General features: G+C 37.1%; 17 protein-coding genes. 11 read left to right on the forward strand and 6 right to left on the reverse strand.

Annotated features, from left to right (window positions below; genetic code table 11):
* The first annotated feature begins 127 nt into the window (after positions 1 to 127).
* The 5 genes from ACQKEV_RS01465 to ACQKEV_RS01485 all read left to right on the forward strand — a co-directional run bounded on the left by ACQKEV_RS01465 (position 128) and on the right by ACQKEV_RS01485 (position 5,501).
* On the forward strand, positions 128 to 745 hold the full coding sequence (locus ACQKEV_RS01465) for a TetR/AcrR family transcriptional regulator (RefSeq protein WP_427442668.1): 618 nt from the start codon (positions 128 to 130) through the stop codon (positions 743 to 745).
* Between the two features lie 55 nt (positions 746 to 800).
* Positions 801 to 2,273 (forward strand): MDR family MFS transporter, encoded by a 1,473-nt coding sequence (locus tag ACQKEV_RS01470; protein WP_427442670.1) that lies wholly within the window; start codon positions 801 to 803, stop codon positions 2,271 to 2,273.
* 470 nt (positions 2,274 to 2,743) lie between these two features.
* Complete coding sequence (locus ACQKEV_RS01475; RefSeq protein WP_427444790.1) at positions 2,744 to 3,550, forward strand: YitT family protein; 807 nt, start codon at positions 2,744 to 2,746, stop codon at positions 3,548 to 3,550.
* Positions 3,551 to 3,819: 269 nt separating this feature from the next.
* On the forward strand, positions 3,820 to 4,023 hold the full coding sequence (locus tag ACQKEV_RS01480) for a DUF3311 domain-containing protein (RefSeq protein WP_427442672.1): 204 nt from the start codon (positions 3,820 to 3,822) through the stop codon (positions 4,021 to 4,023).
* On the forward strand, positions 4,023 to 5,501 hold the full coding sequence (locus tag ACQKEV_RS01485) for a sodium:solute symporter family protein (RefSeq protein ID WP_427444792.1): 1,479 nt from the start codon (positions 4,023 to 4,025) through the stop codon (positions 5,499 to 5,501). Before ACQKEV_RS01480 ends, ACQKEV_RS01485 begins: the two co-directional genes overlap by 1 nt.
* Before the next feature lie 132 nt (positions 5,502 to 5,633).
* On the opposite strand, the gene ACQKEV_RS01490 is transcribed toward ACQKEV_RS01485, so the two are convergent.
* Positions 5,634 to 6,491, reverse strand: coding sequence for a hypothetical protein (locus ACQKEV_RS01490; protein WP_427442674.1), 858 nt, complete (start codon positions 6,489 to 6,491; stop codon positions 5,634 to 5,636).
* A gap of 183 nt (positions 6,492 to 6,674) precedes the next feature.
* On the opposite strand from ACQKEV_RS01490, the gene ACQKEV_RS01495 reads away from it, so the two are divergent.
* The 5 genes from ACQKEV_RS01495 (at position 6,675) to ACQKEV_RS01515 (ending at position 10,605) form a co-directional block, all read left to right on the forward strand.
* The gene (locus tag ACQKEV_RS01495) at positions 6,675 to 7,481 is read left to right on the forward strand and encodes an MBL fold metallo-hydrolase (RefSeq protein ID WP_427442676.1); all 807 of its coding nucleotides are present in this window, start codon (positions 6,675 to 6,677) and stop codon (positions 7,479 to 7,481) included.
* 99 nt (positions 7,482 to 7,580) lie between these two features.
* A complete protein-coding gene (locus ACQKEV_RS01500; protein ID WP_427442678.1) occupies positions 7,581 to 8,024 on the forward strand; it encodes a DUF4362 domain-containing protein in 444 nt (147 codons plus the stop codon).
* A gap of 109 nt (positions 8,025 to 8,133) precedes the next feature.
* Positions 8,134 to 8,607, forward strand: coding sequence for a DUF4306 domain-containing protein (locus ACQKEV_RS01505; RefSeq protein ID WP_427442680.1), 474 nt, complete (start codon positions 8,134 to 8,136; stop codon positions 8,605 to 8,607).
* Positions 8,608 to 8,752: 145 nt separating this feature from the next.
* Positions 8,753 to 9,556, forward strand: coding sequence for a hypothetical protein (locus tag ACQKEV_RS01510; protein ID WP_427442682.1), 804 nt, complete (start codon positions 8,753 to 8,755; stop codon positions 9,554 to 9,556).
* A gap of 275 nt (positions 9,557 to 9,831) precedes the next feature.
* Positions 9,832 to 10,605 carry a DUF817 domain-containing protein gene (locus ACQKEV_RS01515; RefSeq protein WP_427442684.1) on the forward strand — a complete coding sequence of 258 codons (774 nt, stop codon included), beginning with the start codon at positions 9,832 to 9,834 and terminating at the stop codon, positions 10,603 to 10,605.
* A 218-nt stretch (positions 10,606 to 10,823) separates the two neighbouring features.
* On the opposite strand, the gene ACQKEV_RS01520 is transcribed toward ACQKEV_RS01515, so the two are convergent.
* The 5 genes from ACQKEV_RS01520 to ACQKEV_RS01540 form a co-directional block, all read right to left on the reverse strand.
* Positions 10,824 to 11,711, reverse strand: coding sequence for a glycerophosphodiester phosphodiesterase family protein (locus ACQKEV_RS01520; protein ID WP_427442686.1), 888 nt, complete (start codon positions 11,709 to 11,711; stop codon positions 10,824 to 10,826).
* Between the two features lie 920 nt (positions 11,712 to 12,631).
* Positions 12,632 to 13,213 carry a GNAT family N-acetyltransferase gene (locus tag ACQKEV_RS01525; RefSeq protein WP_427442688.1) on the reverse strand — a complete coding sequence of 194 codons (582 nt, stop codon included), beginning with the start codon at positions 13,211 to 13,213 and terminating at the stop codon, positions 12,632 to 12,634.
* A 389-nt stretch (positions 13,214 to 13,602) separates the two neighbouring features.
* Entirely contained in the window at positions 13,603 to 14,586 is a 984-nt protein-coding gene (guaC, locus tag ACQKEV_RS01530) for a GMP reductase (RefSeq protein ID WP_427442690.1), read from the reverse strand.
* Positions 14,587 to 14,872: 286 nt separating this feature from the next.
* Entirely contained in the window at positions 14,873 to 15,064 is a 192-nt protein-coding gene (locus ACQKEV_RS01535; RefSeq protein ID WP_427442692.1) for a hypothetical protein, read from the reverse strand.
* A gap of 280 nt (positions 15,065 to 15,344) precedes the next feature.
* Positions 15,345 to 15,539, reverse strand: a complete 195-nt coding sequence (locus ACQKEV_RS01540; protein WP_427457674.1) for a hypothetical protein — start codon at positions 15,537 to 15,539, stop codon at positions 15,345 to 15,347.
* 226 nt (positions 15,540 to 15,765) lie between these two features.
* On the opposite strand from ACQKEV_RS01540, the gene ACQKEV_RS01545 reads away from it, so the two are divergent.
* Entirely contained in the window at positions 15,766 to 16,179 is a 414-nt protein-coding gene (locus ACQKEV_RS01545) for a hypothetical protein (RefSeq protein ID WP_427442695.1), read from the forward strand.
* Positions 16,180 to 16,193: the final 14 nt, after the last annotated feature.

A 16,193-nucleotide genomic window follows, 5' to 3' on the forward strand; every position in this document is an offset into this window, starting at 1 on the left:
GTTGAAAAATTCGGGCATATGACACCTTGTCATATTTTTGTTGCAATGTGACATCGTGTCATCTATAATTAAAATCTGTTGGCATGTGACACGATGTCATACGATTGCTAGAGAGGAGTGTATGAGATTGCCTAAACAAACTTTCATCAATTTACCTAACGATAAAAAGGAAACATTAATACATGCAGCTATGAAGGAGTTTTCAAGAGCCCCATTATTTGAAGCATCCATTTCGAACATTGTTAAAGAGGCTGGAATACCGCGGGGAAGCTTTTATCAATATTTTGAAGACAAAGAGGATCTCTACTATTTCTTGCTAGATGAATATTCACAAAGGTTAAGAAAACGATTTATATCGATATTGGAAAACCAAAAAGGAGATTTAATGGAGACATTCATTGAATCCTTCCGTATGATGCTGAACAACTTGCAAAGCGTTGAATTCCGTCAATTTTTCAGAAATGCATTTTTGAACATGAACTATAAAGCAGAAAATACATTAACTCCTGAGGTGAGTAAGGAGGAAATGAATACTCGCTTGAAACAAGTTATGAGTTTGGTAGACAAAGAGCAACTGAATATCACGGACGAGAACGAACTGATTCATATTCTGAGAATTATGAAAGCTGTCACGTTTCAGAATCTGATTCAAGTATTCGCAAAAGACTTATCGATCGAACAATCCATGCAAAACTATACGATGGAAGTGACTTTAATGAAGCGAGGTTTATGTAAGCAAAAATGAACCTGCCCTCAAAAAATATGAAGAAAACGATTAAACAGTATGGAGGAAAAAAAGGATGACAGAACAGAAAAAACCACCTTATGGCATCATCGCTATTTTATTTACGGGTGCATTTGTAGCAATCTTTACCCAGACTTTGCTTAATATTGCATTGCCGTCGATTATGACTGATTTAAATATTAAAGATGCTTCTACAGTCCAATGGCTTGTAACAGGCTATATGTTAGTGAACGGGATTTTAATTCCCGCAAGTGCTTATTTTATACAGCGTTATTCCAATAGATCCATTTTCATCCTAGCGATGTCTTTATTTGCGCTAGGGACATTGTTTGCCGGTTTAGCACCGACTTTCGGTGTGCTACTTGCAGCTCGAATGATACAGGCGGCAGGGGCCGCACTGATCATGCCACTGTTGATGAACGTGATGTTAGCTGCGTTTCCAGTGGAGCGCCGCGGAGCAGCCATGGGGGTATTCGGTCTCGTTATGATCGTGGCACCTGCAATCGGACCAACACTTTCGGGTTACATTGTTGAACATTATTCATGGCGAGTATTGTTTTTCATTGTCTTGCCGGTTGCTTTAATTCCATTAGCTTTAGGGATTTTCAAATTAAAGAATCTAACGTTCCAAAACACAGAATTGTCTTTGGATAAACTATCTTTGGTTTTCTCAAGTCTAGGTTTTGGCGGGATTCTTTACGGATTTAGTTCTGCAGGACACCGTGGGTGGGATGATGCGGTTGTATTAGGAACTATTGCTGTCGGTGTGATTTCCCTTGTCACATTCATTCTGCGCCAACTTAAATTAAGTGAGCCATTGCTTGAATTCCGTATTTACAAATATCCGATGTTTGCTTTATCATCAGCGATTTCAATTGTTTTGTCGATTTCCATGTTCTCGGCGATGATTCTGATGCCGATTTATGTTCAGACAATCAAAGGGATTTCACCTCTTGATTCGGGATTGCTCATGCTGCCAGGAGCTTTGGTAATGGGCTTCATGTCACCAATTACAGGCAAACTGTTTGATAAATACGGGGCAAAATTACTCGCTATAACTGGTATGTCGATTGTTGTAATTTCAACCTATTATTTTAGTCAATTGAGTTTAGAGACAACATATCTTGAAATTATGTTCCTCTATACAATCCGCATGTTCGGGATCTCAATGGTGATGATGCCGGTCATGACAAACGGCTTGAACACATTGCCAATGAAAGCCTATCCGCACGGAACAGCAATGAACAATACACTGCAACAAGTATCTGGTGCAATTGGTTCTGCGTTATTAATTACTGTTATGAATACCCGCACAACTTCAACTGCGGAAGACTTAGCGAGGAGTGGGACGGATCCAGTGAACATACTGAAGAACTCGATGATGGAAGGAATCACTTATACCTTCTTCGTCTCTACATTTATTGCAGTTGTAGCGTTAGCGTTAACACTCTTCATCAAAAAGCCGAACAGAGAGGTTACGGAAGAAGAGAAAGAGCGTGTTTATAAACAAGTACCCGTTAAAGGGTAATAAGAAAAAGGCTGGACCCATTGTGGTTCAGCCTTTTTTGTATGGCTGCAGTCCTTGTATAAAATGCCAGACTGCAGAGAACACTTTTCACAGTGACGGTACTGTTGAATTTGGAAACCGCTTCATTTCTTTCATTGTACGAAAAGCCATTTTCGTTGGAAAATATGAGATTTCGTTGGACACTTTCCGATTTTCGTTGGACAAATTGCAGTTTTTGTTGGAAACGTGGAAATGCTTCGCTCTTCTCTGCGAAGAAACCAGCAGATTGCATTTTTTGAGTAGACACGCTTTCGTAGTACGAAAAGCGATTTTCGTTGGAAACAAGGAAATTGTCACGCCCTACTCTACGCAAAACGAAGAAAGCGGATTAATGCAAAACTCACATTTTAATCTAGCCCCGTGATACAATGCACTTTCATACATAGAAAATCGAAACGATGTTGAAAAAAGTTGGAGGAATATATGTGTTCATGAAAAATGCAATCGTCATCATAGGCTCGCTAATTGTGGCATTCGCTTTTAATTTCTTTTTAGTTCCTTATGGGATTTTGAGCAGCGGGATTAGTGGAATCGCTATTTTAGTTGGGTTAATTACCCCATTTAATACAGGCTTATTGAACCTGTTATTTAACTTGCCATTAGTGGTGTTGGGTTACTTCAAACTTGGCAAAACCATTACGATCAATACCATGATTTGTGTCGTATCACTGTCGGCCTTCTTATATTTGTTGCCAGTCGTTCAAGTAACCGATAATATCTTGCTGTCCACAGTTTTTGGTGGAGGCTTGGGCGGATTAGGTGTCGGCCTTATCTTAAAATATTCAGGAACTTCTGGTGGTCTGGATATTATCGCGATTATGATTTCCCGAATCAGTAATGTCAGTATCGGCCTGCTTCTCACGGCTATGAACGGTGTCATTGTTTTGATTTCTGGAGCTGTCTTTAACTGGAATATCGCCTTGTACACCTTATTATCTATCTATTTAACCGGTAAAATGATTGATACGATCTTCACTAATCACGTCAAATTGACAATGCAGATTGTCACTTCAAAAGGCCACTTAATCAGCGATGAATTATTACAGTCTATCTATAGAGGGATGACCATTACAGACGGTTACGGTGGATATACGAAGGAGAAGAAACAAATATTAACGATGGTCGTTACGCGCTATGAAACATTGCAAATCAAAAAAATTGTTCGGAAACATGATGAACATGCCTTTGTTAATATATTTGAAACGGTTGAGGTTGATGGGAAATTTGCAAAGAATTAGAGGATACTAACAGTAACTTCTTGAAAGAATGTTATACAAAAAAAGACAAGCAAAGTTATGTTCACTTTGCTTGTCTTTTTTCTATATAGGTAATGTTGCAGGTGTAGGTAGAGCAAAATTTTTGAAATGCTATTTCGTTCAGTATAATTGGCACTTTGTAACCGTTTTCAAGAAAACCACTTGCTTTGATGTTTTGTTCTGTTAGTATTAATGATTGAGTATTATAACTATTCCAATATATTATTTAAACCACACCTAGGAGGATACAGATGAGCAAAAAATTCATGATTGTCATTTTAACTGTTATACCGTTTGTCCTAATGCTTGGTGCAATTCCTTTTGTTAATCGCATTAAACCGATTATCTTTGGATTGCCATTTCTTCATTTCTGGCTATTTGTAGCCATGATCATTACTCCATTATGTACGTATGTTATTTATCGCATACAGAAGTCAGAAGGGAGTATTGAATGATGCAGGGAAATTTAACGGCGTTATTAATTACGAGTTTCATTGTTTTATCGGTAGTGTTAATTGGATTTATTGCAGGACGAAATAAATCGAGCCGGAGTTCGGTTGAAGAGTGGTCAGTTGGTGGAAGACGTTTTGGACCATTGCTCGTATGGCTTCTGGTCGGTGCGGACTTATATACAGCTTACACATTCTTAGGATTAACGAGTACTGCGTTTGCAGCAGGAAGTATCGCATTCTTTGCCATTCCTTATACGATTATTGCGTTCTTTGTTTCTTATTTTTATTTACCAAAGTTGTGGGAAGTTTCTAAGAAGCATAATCTAACGACGCTTGCAGATTATGCAAAAGGACGATTTGATAGTAAATTCTTATCGTTGTTAATTGCCATTGTTGGGGTATTAATGCTGATTCCATACATTGATTTACAGTTAGCTGGTATTCAAGATACGTTAACAGTAGCGGGTACAGGTTATATTAATATTAAAGTGGTTGTTATCATTTCATTTCTTTTAGTAGCACTTTATACATTCTTCAGTGGAATAAAAGGACCTGCCTATACCGCAGTAATCAAAGATATTTTAGTTTGGGTCATTATGTTATTCCTGGTCGCGTCGATTCCAATCATCCACTTTGGAAGTTGGGGATCTATGATCGATAAGATTGTAACGGACTCTCCAGAGTTATTAACGATTCCGACAACAGGTCCAAAAGGAGTTCCTTGGTTCCTTACAGCTTCCTTGGTTTCTGGATTGGCTTTATTTATGTGGGCTCATGCCGTAACTGGTGTATTTACAGCGAAAAGTGCAGATGTGCTTCGTAAAAACGCCATCTATTTACCGTTCTACAATATCGTGTTAATTCTCGTTGTTTTCCTTGGCTTTGCAGCTTACCTGGTTCTTCCAGAAGGAAGCGATCCACGTTTTGCACTTTTGAATCTAATTCAAATGTCTTATGGCGGAGTAGTACAAGGGCTAGCATATTCAACAATCGCACTCGCATCATTAATTCCTTGTTCAATCATGGCAATTGGTGCTTCGAATCTGTTTGCGAATAATATTTACCGTGATTTTATCGACCCAAATGTAAAACCTGCAAAATTGACGATGATTACACGCTCGATGGTATTCGTAGTTATTGGACTAGCATTAATCTTCGGTATGCTGTTCCCTACAGCACTTGTTTCACTTCAACTTTTAGGGGTATCTGGAATGGTGCAAATCTTCCCGGCGATCGTCTTTAGTTTGTTCTGGAGAAACCAGACAAGAGAAGCAACCATCATTGGATTACTTGTTGGTTTAGGTGTCACTTTCGGTGTATATGCAACAGGAAATTCATTCGGAATTTATGAAGGTTTCTGGGGGCTGCTTGCTAATATCTTGGCATTGGTTCTTTTGAATCCGATCTTCGTGAAAAAGGCACAAAACAAATCGAATCCAATTATGGATCAATTATTTACCGAAAAACTTAATAGCAAGTGAAAAAAGGAGTGGCTGAATAAATCAGCCGCTCCTTTTTAATGAATTTATTTAAAGAATATGAAGGATGGGTGTGAAGGTTAGTTGAATAACCACTTCATTCTTCTTTTTCTTACAGATATTTCTGCACGAATCTCATTCAGCCGACTTGAATTTTTCAGGTAGCTCATTCACGATTTCTCCTGTATCCGTAAATCGTCCCTTTAGCGTGTTATCTTTTACAATCTTAACAATAATCGCATTTGCCGTTTTTGAAGTGCCATCGTCCATGTTGCTCGTTATGGTTTCTTCAGCGATAAACTCGATTTCGGAATCATTCATCGTTTCTTCATGGATAAGTAATTCCTCTTTTGACAAGTCTAGAGGTTCTTTGTCTGCATCTACCCATTCGTAACCGCCATCAATTAACCACTGCCCATTTTCGTTCACTGCTGTTATATAGACACTTCCATGCCATTGAAAAAAGTCATTCAATTGAAAGGTTTTCACCTTTACTAATTGTGGAGTATTTTCAATCACTTCCATCCTTGCATCCAAAGAAACTTCAGGAAAGAACCCTTCTTCTCCATTGGAATAATACCAATACTGAAGCGCATCCAACAATTCCTTGTTAAGCATTTCGCTTGATGCTAATTCCTTTATACTCTCCGGTAAGTTTTCTTTAAGTTTAGCTGCCATCACTTCTGGTTGTGTACTTTCTTCTTCAGTAAAAGTCATCTTGCTATTCGTCTCTTTAACAAGCTCTTCTATCTTCTGAAACTTATCCATGACCACTCTTATTTCGGCATCACTTAACACTTCTGGCTCTTCGCTCACAACAGGATCAGTATCGTCATCATCTTTTTCAGATTGTGAATCGGAATCCTCAGAAACAACTTCTTGATCATTAGATTCGCTACTTTGTTGGGAAGGTGTATCGTCTACCTCGGAACAAGCAGCTACAAAGAAAAGAATTAACAATAAAAATAAGGGGGTTAATGTATTCTTATACATCCAATTCCTCCAATAATTACATATTTTAGGTACTTAATACAGTATAACTGAAATGAGGTGAAAATCTGTTGCTATTACATTTGTGGATTGCCATTAAGAAATATTGGAAAAATTAAAGTGAATAGTCATTCATTTTATGCTAAAGTCATCTAAACAGAAAGGTTTTCAAGGGGAGTGAGATGAATGATTTTTAAGAAAAACGTGGAGCTGTCCGAAGTTAGTGGTGTTCAAATGGTCAATGGCAATGTGGCATTTAAAGGCGTTAACCTAAATGTGTACAGTTTTGTGACGGACGGCGTATTAATAGATACTGGCGCAAAGTCACTCGAAAAAGAATTTCAACTATTTTTTGACCAACAGGAAATCGATCAAGTCATGATTACCCACCATCATGAAGATCACACCGGAGGGGCGGCTTATCTACAACAGTTAGGAAAACCTATTTATATGCATGAACGATATATAAAAGACTGTCATTCAAAAGCAGACTATCTTTTGTATAGAAAGCTGTTTTGGGGAAAACGACCACCATTCCATGCCGAGCCGATGAAGAGCACTTTCTCCAGCAGAGGCATGACATGGGAGTCTATTCACACCCCTGGTCATGCGGAGGATCATATGTCTTTTCTGAATAAAGAAACCGGCCAACTTTTCACCGGAGACCTATATTGTCAGGAACGGACAAAAGTAGTTCTTCGAGACGAAAGCATTCCGACCCTAATCAATTCCTTGCAACGAGTCCTTACTTACGATTTCAAAGAAGTATACTGCAATCATGCCGGGTACTTAGAGAACGGTAGAGACAATCTCAATCGCAAACTCGATTACTTACTAGAGCTTCAAAGCAAAATCATTTCGCTCCACAACAAAGGCTTACCACCTAAACAAATCAATAACATCCTCTTCTCTAAAAAATATCCCATTGTCCGCTTTTCAATGGGGGAATGGGATTCGTTACACATGGTGACTTCGGTTATTAAAGATGGGTAGGCTAATTGGATTAAACGAGCGCAGTATCTTAGTTTAAGAAGGTATATATGGAAAGAATGAAGAAATAAGCTTAACGTTAATCGGGTTGGAGGGGGGAAAGTGAAAAGATTATTAGTCATTGTCATTGCCTTTTTTGTTGCTATTACCATAATTGATTGTTCAAAGAGCACAGCATATGGTTCCGAAGAAGCGATTAAAAGAGGAGACGTTGTTTATCGGAATGAAGTTCATAATTTAGGGCGATTCGAACAATTCTTAAATAACGTGGCAAACAAGAAAAAGGATACGATCCGTATTACTGGCTATACAAAAGAAGGTGACCCCATATTCCAGGATTTACAATTTGATGGAAAAATCATTCAAAACACCTATAACAATTCGAACGATGAGTATGCTGGAGAAGATAAAGGAATTGAGACTGATGTCTGTACGGAAATAATTCAAGAAGAAAAAGTACAAGGTGAAGTTGAATTCTTAATTAGCGGTTGTTCTAAGGACCTTGACCACTTTCTGCTTAGTGTTAAGAAAAATAAACTAAAGTAAAAGACATTGCTGATAAAGACTAGATCAAATGAATCCATTAACCTATTCTTGTAAATTCAATTCCATGTAAATTAATGGTTATATCAAGCGTATCTTGGAGGTGTGAAAAATGTCTTTTAAAATAATAATTCAATTATCTATAACTTTATTTGCTTTTATATTTTCTTCTCTTGCTACGTGGTACGAGGGAAGCAAAATATTAGATGTTCCATGGGAATGGAAACATACCGCTATCTTTTCTGAGATCGTAAATGGTCCAGTGAAGGAATCGAGCGATATTTTGATCGTTGACTATTTCGTATATGCAGCAAAGTTTTTACCTACATTTCCTTTAATTATGTTTCTTAGTGGCTCGTACGTTCTAATCCTGATTGGATATATTGTACTCAAACGTAGAAAGAAGATGTTTTCATATTTCCTAACATCAATTGGAGTATTATTTTTGGTTTTAAGTGGTTTTGTATCACAATCTCCAACACGAGGTTTGAAAGTTTTTTTCCTTAGTTTTTTATTTGTAGGGATACTATCAATTGGAATTGCGTTGCTTAGACTTTTTGACAATAAGACAAAAGAGATATTTTGAATTGTTTTTGTAATTCAGGTTGATTAAAGCACATAAAGCTTAAGTAACTCTTTTTAACTTGCAATCAGTTTAAGACAAGCTACGAATAACTTGTATGAACTGGGCAAACTACCTTACATGATAAATTAAGGTGGTCATTAAAAATATGAAAACCAAACACATGATTTTTATGTTGGTTTCATTCGTTTTAGTATTAACGTTATTTTTTACTGGATTGATGTCCAACAAAGCAACAGAAGAATCTGAGAAAGTCATTGCTGAAGAAAAACGTGAACGAGTAGTATTACTAAGTGTCCCTTCAGAAATAAGGCATTCAATTATTTACTTAATGGCTGATAAAATAACTTGGATGGACTATGAAAACTTTGTTATTCAAGTTGGTGATAGTGGGCAAGAGACTTTGTATCGCTTCCCTAATTGGTATCACGGAAAGTATCCGCCAGAATTAATTTACAAAGATGTGAATGGTGACACTTTTGGTGACATTATTGTTGTGCTTAATAATGATAAAGCGGGTATTGGAAATCCTAATAAGGACATTCATATCCTGAATTTTATCAAAGAGCAAGAAGCGTATGAAGAAGCACCTATCGAATCTATGGAAAAGACAAAAACAACAATTAGCTCTAAAGTGACACTAGAGAAACAGGGTAATATCGTGACGACTCGTATAGGTGATGAGAAGTACACCATCGACATCTCCAAATACAATTACCAGAACCCACATGAACCATTAAGCATCAGCTTTGATCTGACAACTTACGCCGTTGAAAATGGACAACTGTTTGGAAAAATCCCTGTTTTTATATCACAAGATAGTTTCATCGGAGGATTAATTGGCTTACTTAAACTTGAGTACGATTGGGATGGGAAAGAGTATGCTGTAAAACAAATAGATTTTATAGAATATAATTCCGAAGATGACCAATTTTTCTTCCCAATAAACTAAGACAGCGGAATTTTAATCGCAAGTTCTAACGCTTGAACTTACGCTAGGTTCGTTGAAAAAATTAAATTAAACAATTAAATGTTAAAAAGCATTCCTTGTCATGAGGAATGCTTTTTTCATTGCCTAATAACATTCCACCTTAAAACAAAAATCGATAATAATTTATTGTGAAACGATATATAATGTATTAAAATCAATATAAACATTCGATGAGATCTTACTGTTCACTAAACAGGACCTACATATAATCAGAAAACCCTTTGGAGGCAGAAATCATGAGAGCATTAAAACAACTCTTTCGTTTTGGTTGGGAGCAGGCCCTATCATGTTTGTTTCCTGTTGTTATTTTTGCCTCTTTGGCTCTTACACAAATCATACCGCTTCCTTTCCTACCACGGTATGACTGGCTGCTCATCATCTGCCTTCTGATGCAATGGTGGATGGTGCGTTCCAGGCTCGAAACTCGGGATGAACTCAAGGTGATCACCTTATTTCATCTTATTGGACTTGCACTTGAACTTTTCAAAGTACATATGGGCTCTTGGTCTTATCCAGAGGAAGGATATTTCAAAGTTTTTGGAGTGCCTTTATTTAGCGGATTCATGTATGCAAGTGTAGCGAGTTATCTATGCCAGGCGTGGAGGAGATTTAAGGTTGAACTGGTTAAGTGGCCACCGTTTTTTGTAGTTGTACCTCTTGCAGCGGCGATCTATTTAAATTTTTTTACCCACCATTATTGGATTGACGTTCGCTGGTGGTTATCTGGACTTGTAATACTCGTCTTTTGGCAATCATGGGTCACCTACGAGGTTAATGAAACTCGTTACCGTATGCCACTCGCTCTTTCGTTTGTGCTCATCGGATTTTTTATATGGATAGCCGAAAACATTGCCACGTTCTTTGGTGCATGGGAATATCCAAACCAAGTCGATGCATGGAGTCTCGTTCACTTAGGGAAGGTGAGTTCTTGGCTCTTATTAGTGATTGTTAGTTTTCTCATAGTAGCGACGTTAAAGCAGTTTAAGAGGAAAACTCCACTAGGATACTAGTCAATTTTTATAACTGTCAAAAAGTCGAATCCTTAGCATACTAAGGGATTCGACTTTTTTAAAAATGACAACCTCATACTGTAATAAATGTAAGGCAGGGATTACCACGAAGACTCCTGTGGGAATAGCTTGAGCTGAAGACCCCCGTAGGTGGCTGAAGCCAAGCCCACGGAAAGCGAAGTGGCGGTCTCTGCCAATTTTTTAGGTTGAAGTTTTTACTAGTTTTTCTCCAGTCGGTTCGTCTCACTTCTAACCCAATTTGCCACATCGGGTCTGTCCGTGAAAAATCCGTTTACCCCTAGATCAATAAGGAAACGCATCGTTTGTGCGTCATTGACAGTGTAGGGGTGTACGATTAAGTTTTTGCTGTGCATCAAATCAATGAATTCCTTGGAAACGGCAATTGAATTCACGCCAACTCCCGATGCATATTGTGTCAGTTCATTCAGTTGTTTCTTGGGGATATGAGCTTTTTCCTTAAATGTATAAAGTTTAATTAAGGGAATGGATGGATCCATAGCAAATATGTTTTTCAGGCTTTTCGAGTCAAAGGATTGAATGATGACTTTTGGTATGATGTCTGTCCGATCTAATAGATTGTGTTCTCGTAGTTGTTTCAAAAGCTCCTTCTCAATCCCTGGGTACTTTTTAGGTGATTTTATTTCAATGTAATAATTGACGGTGTCACCGAAGTGAAGAAGAATCTCCTCCAAATCAACAATACGTAAATCATCATAATGCGGAAGGGTATAGTCCAGATGATTTTTCTCGAACGCTTTTTCAGGAGAATGAAGTTGAATCTCATCAAACGTGACATCCGTTACTGCCTGTTGTGCGTTGTCAAAAGTGACAACCCGATCATGCATCGCAACTAATTTTCCATCTTTCGTCATTTGAAGATCGATTTCAATGTAGTCTGCCCCCATCTGTATCGCCATTTCATAGGAAGCAAGTGTGTGCTCTGCTGCATAAGCAGATGCGCCGCGATGAGCAATAATAAGAAAATCATTCTCGGGAAGAGTGGTACGTTCAGTTAGAGGTTCACTTGAAGGTTGTGCACATCCATTTGTGAGTAGGAGGAAAATAAGAAGCAGTATTTTTTTCATGAGTCCTATCCTCCGGAATGCAAATTATGAAATAGTCCTAAAGGATATGCTTCAAGAGGGAAATCATGCTAAAAAACTTCTTATGAGTAAGCGTGGATACAAAAATAGGCGCCTTATTTTTAGCTACTGTATTGACTAGAGCTATAGAAGGGAATTTCAACTTTTTGTTGAATGTATAGTTAGCGTTAGTCACGTTACTAAAGAGGAGAATTGAAATTCTTTGAAAACAAAAAACATTATTCAATATATAATTTACCTATTTTCTTATTTACTTGTTTATCCTAGTAGTTTTCCATTACTTATGATGATTACGTTCGCTACAGAAAGCCCTACGGTAACTCAGAATACACTGGATTTAACTTTTTTGATTTTCTCTGTGTTTGTAACATTAGCTGGAACCATTAGTTTAAATTATTTATTTAAAAGGACTATGAAATTAAAAAAGAATAATTCTAAATCTTGGTTAATTTTTTTAGCGCACTTGATGCTAATTCCCTTAACATATTTAATGTGGGTATATTTAATAAGTAATTAGTTCTTTTCCGAGAATTAAAAGTAAACGGGGATAGTAATTTTTTTAGACCTTTTTTAAGATCGTCTTACTCATTTTTAGTCCTCCTTATTACGTTTCTTTTGTCAATAGCAACATAAATCGCTTAATCTCCTACTCAACTGAGCACGACACTACTGGTTCCAAAAGTTTTCTGTCACTTTAGGTATTAATTTGCGCTTGCTTAAAATGTTTTATTGCTTTTCCAACATTAAAAACCCAGCTAATCTTCATATGAGAAAATTAGCTGGGTTCTTTAATTATTTACATCCACCATTTGTTGAACGTTATATCTGTTTCAATAAAAAAGTGACCGCTCATTGTTCCGCAATCGCGCCAGATTGCAGGTTAACAATTACTACATAGTGTTTTAGTTAAAATGTTTTTCAAAACAAACGCACTGATGAATGCGTTTATTATTTTTAAATTGCTCAATATCATTCCCAACGTAATGGGCGTAAGCATTCATTACGTATAGTTTTGTCACGTTACTTCGAATTCGATGATTTATTTCATCTCCTTCAAAATAAACGTGATAATAGGAATCAACCAGATTAAAATTCATTTTTTGATACCAGTTTTGGACCCATAGATCATCTCGTGTCCAAGCCTCGAAACGATTTAATCCAATCTCTTTTGCTTTATTTTCAGCCTCATCCAGTAATTGTTGGCCGATTCCTTGTCGAGAGAAGTCCGGATGTACTGCGATGTGCCAAATCATCCCACCTAACCCTTCTCCCTTGGAACAAACTGTTCGTTCTTCTTTTTCGTATTCAACGTCAATAAGCCCAACGATTTGACCATCCAATTCTGCAACAAGCTCAATTGCAGGATTATCATAATGTTCTTTCTTATTTAACACATTATCAAAATAGGCCGTCTGTAAAAAAGCGAGTGTTCGGCATCTCACCCATCCAATCTCATCATTAACTCTGTAGTCTCTAATAATCACTTTTTTCCTCCTGATTTTAAGGACCACGTAGTTTAATGGGGAAATTATACGCTTATCCTTTAAATTAAGTTCACCCCGTAATAAATTCTCATCAATTTCATAACACATCGCCCCTTTCCATTACTTATTATCTGAATTTTAACATAACTTTCCGGTTACCGATATATTTACTTAATTAAGAGAATAACTGCTTAAACAATAACTTCTCTTATTCCATATAAAACCCGAAATAAAATAGCAACGTTCAGTAAATCTGTCGTTGCTATCCTTTTAGCTCCTACACCCTGAAATGAAAGAATGACAAAATGAATGCCCCCATCAATCAGCTATTTAGCGATTGGTGGGGGCATTATATACGGAATAGTATTGATTAGAAATGCAGTAATACCTTAATACACTTTATCGCCATTAAAAATGGAGTTCTTAACGATGACGTAATCTACGTTGCGGATGGCTTCCAACTTGTTTCCACCAGAATAGGAAATAGAGGATTGAAGATCTTGCTCCATTTCTTTTAACGTGTCTTCAAGAGAACCTTTGTGCTCCACGAACATTTTCTTGCCTTCCACGTTTTTCTTCTCGCCTTTTTGGAATTCCGAAGCGGAACCAAAGTATTCTTTAAAGTGTTTTCCATCTTTTACGACTGTTTCTCCAGGAGACTCATCATGACCAGCAAATAGGGAACCAATCATGACCATGGAAGCTCCGAATCTCACGGATTTTGCTATATCCCCATGCGTACGAATACCACCATCCGCAATAATCGGTTTGCTTGCTGCTTTTGCACACCAACGAAGAGCTGCCAATTGCCAACCGCCAGTTCCAAAGCCTGTCTTAATCTTAGTAATACAAACTTTCCCTGGTCCAATGCCCACTTTTGTCGCATCAGCTCCTGCATTTTCCAGTTCTCTAACTGCTTCTGGAGTACCGACATTTCCAGCGATCACAAAGCTTTGAGGCAAGTGCATTTTGATATGTTGAATCATCTCAATCACTGCGTTGGAATGACCATGTGCAATATCGATTGTGATGTATTCAGGTATTAGCTTTTCATCCGCTAATTGTTGAATAAAACCATATTCTTCTTCTTTAACACCGACACTAATGGATGCGATTAATCCACGTGAATGCATATCTTTAATGAAATCGACTCTTTTTTCTGGTTGAAAACGGTGCATCACATAGAAGTAACCTTTTTCCGCTAAGAAAATCGCAATCTTTTCGTCTATAATCGTTTGCATATTTGCAGGCACTACAGGCAACTTGAATGTATGTTCACCTAAAGTAACCGTTGTATCACATTCTGACCGACTGTTTACGATACATTTTGCCGGAATCAATTGAATATCTTCGTAATCAAACACGTTTTCCACAATGAGCACCCCTAAATACGAATATTAATGTTAAGTTAATGAAAATTGTTCGTCTATAGGTTAATTTATAACAAATTAGCGTGTATGTCAAAGGCTTTATAGAGATGATAGAGGATTTCACGCTGACTCTATATTTTATGCAGTAATTCCAGCGACTCTTATAGATTGCCAAAAAGCACTCGACTACTAACGGAGGGGGGAGGAAGATCAGCTTAAAATGACATGAGCCGAACGAAGGGATTTAAGCTCTTTGCTCGGCTCGTTCATTCAGTTGACAGTCTTAATATTAATTAGCTGCACAACATTCAATCTGTTCATTAACACTTCGCTTGCTGAATGTTTTCTTAAACATTTCAATAACATTCATTCTTGCTTTGTTCTTCTTAAATTGTTGGTAAGCAAACCGATCTTCATTATAGCGTGCCATTTCCATTTTCTTCGCTTCCATCATTTGTTCCATTCCGTAAAAATTAATCACTAAAATCATCCCTTTTCTAATTTAATTTTGATTTAAATCAACACCTGTAATTGTAAGTTGCAAGTGTTAGAAGTGATGAAACAACCCGAAATGTATCTAGGTGTAATTATTAATTAAGTAATCATTTATATTTGTTGTTTTTACCTCTTACCATATTTATATGCTAATCAATTGCAAAATGCAACTAATAAACAAAATAAATTTTCATGTGGTAAAAATTCTGAAGCAAACAAAAGCGGGAGTGACCTGGTCACTACCCGCTGCATGCTTCTTTGCGATTTTAGCAATTTGTACAACATTCATCTTCTTGGTTGCTATTTTTTCGATTGTTGAACATTTTCTTGAACAGTTCAAACAGACTCAAACTTTCTTTAGTTGTTTCTCCCTGAAGGAAAAACGACTGCATTTCAATTTGACGATCTATCTCCATTCTTTTTGCTTCCATCATTTGTTGCATTTCATAATGATTCATCATGTATTCACCTACTCATCTCATTTTCGTGTATGATCAGTTTCAGCGCATGTCATTGTATTAAAAACATGGATTCAATTTTGACCACATTCAATATGTATATGCCGCAAATGAATATTTGATACATAAAACAAAAAATTAAATGGAAAAAATTAAACAAACGAAATCTGTTACATTTTATATTCTCGGACGTCTGTACTATAATGCACGTAAAAGAAGGAGTGAGAAGATGAAGAAATTTTTAGTTGTCGTCCTGATTTTAGGACTCGCAGGTTATGGACTTTATTATTTCGGAACCAATGTCGCTTCGGAAAAAATGGTTGATTCCGTTTCAAAGAAACTCGAGGATAGTGGGCAAATAAATGAAGTGAAATCTTATATAGAAAATGATCCTGAATTACTGGCAATGATGAAGGAAGCAGAATCAGCAGATGAAAGTACGTTGCCGTTTACGACTAAAGGTGAAGCCACGCGCGTCCTAGTCAAAAAGGTAGGCGTCAACAAGCTTCAAGATTTACAAGCCAAAGTCAGAAATGGGTCTGCTTCTAAAGAAGAAGTTTTACAGGTACTTAACGAGGACTTAACAGAAGAAGAAATGTTGGCGTTGAAAGTTATTGCATATAAAGAGATTTATAAGAAGTAGTCGATGATGGTCAG

The sequence above is a fragment of the Paenisporosarcina sp. NPDC076907 genome (genome assembly GCF_050269735.1).
Classification (GTDB): Bacteria; Bacillota; Bacilli; order Bacillales_A; family Planococcaceae; genus Paenisporosarcina.